This window comes from Geobacillus sp. G4, assembly GCF_040327975.1.
Classification (GTDB): domain Bacteria; phylum Bacillota; class Bacilli; order Bacillales; family Anoxybacillaceae; genus Geobacillus; species Geobacillus thermoleovorans.
In genome coordinates this window covers 1-437 of record NZ_JBEPJY010000070.1, presented here as the reverse complement: position 1 = coordinate 437, position 437 = coordinate 1, and the positions used below count along the sequence as shown (strand labels likewise).

At 51.9% G+C, this 437-nt stretch carries 1 protein-coding gene; it reads left to right on the top strand.

Annotation, left to right across the window (positions count from 1 at the left end; all coding sequences use genetic code 11):
* Positions 1-437, top strand: a 437-nt coding sequence (locus tag ABS784_RS16980) for an integrase core domain-containing protein (RefSeq protein WP_352513371.1), incomplete at both ends; no start/stop codon positions are given.

Sequence of the window (437 nt, the reverse complement as noted above, 5' to 3'; positions counted from 1 at the left end):
AAACGCATTTACTCGGACAACGGGAAAATTTATCGGTCCGAGGTGCTGCAGTATGCGTGCGCCGAGATGGGGATTACGCTCATCCACACTCAGCCGTATGACCCGCAAAGCAAAGGGAAAATCGAACGGTTCTTCCGCACCGTACAGACACGGTTTTATCCGCTGTTGGAGCTGAATCCGCCGAAGTCGCTTGATGAGTTGAACGAGCGTTTTTGGAAGTGGCTTGAAGAAGAGTATCATCGAAAACCTCACGCCTCGCTTGATGGGAAAACGCCGCATGAGGTGTTTCAGTCTCAGGTGGAACAGGTGATGTGGATCGAAGACATCGATTGGCTGGACGCGATTTTTCTGAAACGGGAACACCGCAAGGTGAAAGCCGATGGCACGATCACCCTGAATAAGCAGCTATACGAAGTGCCGCCTCGGTTCATTGGGCA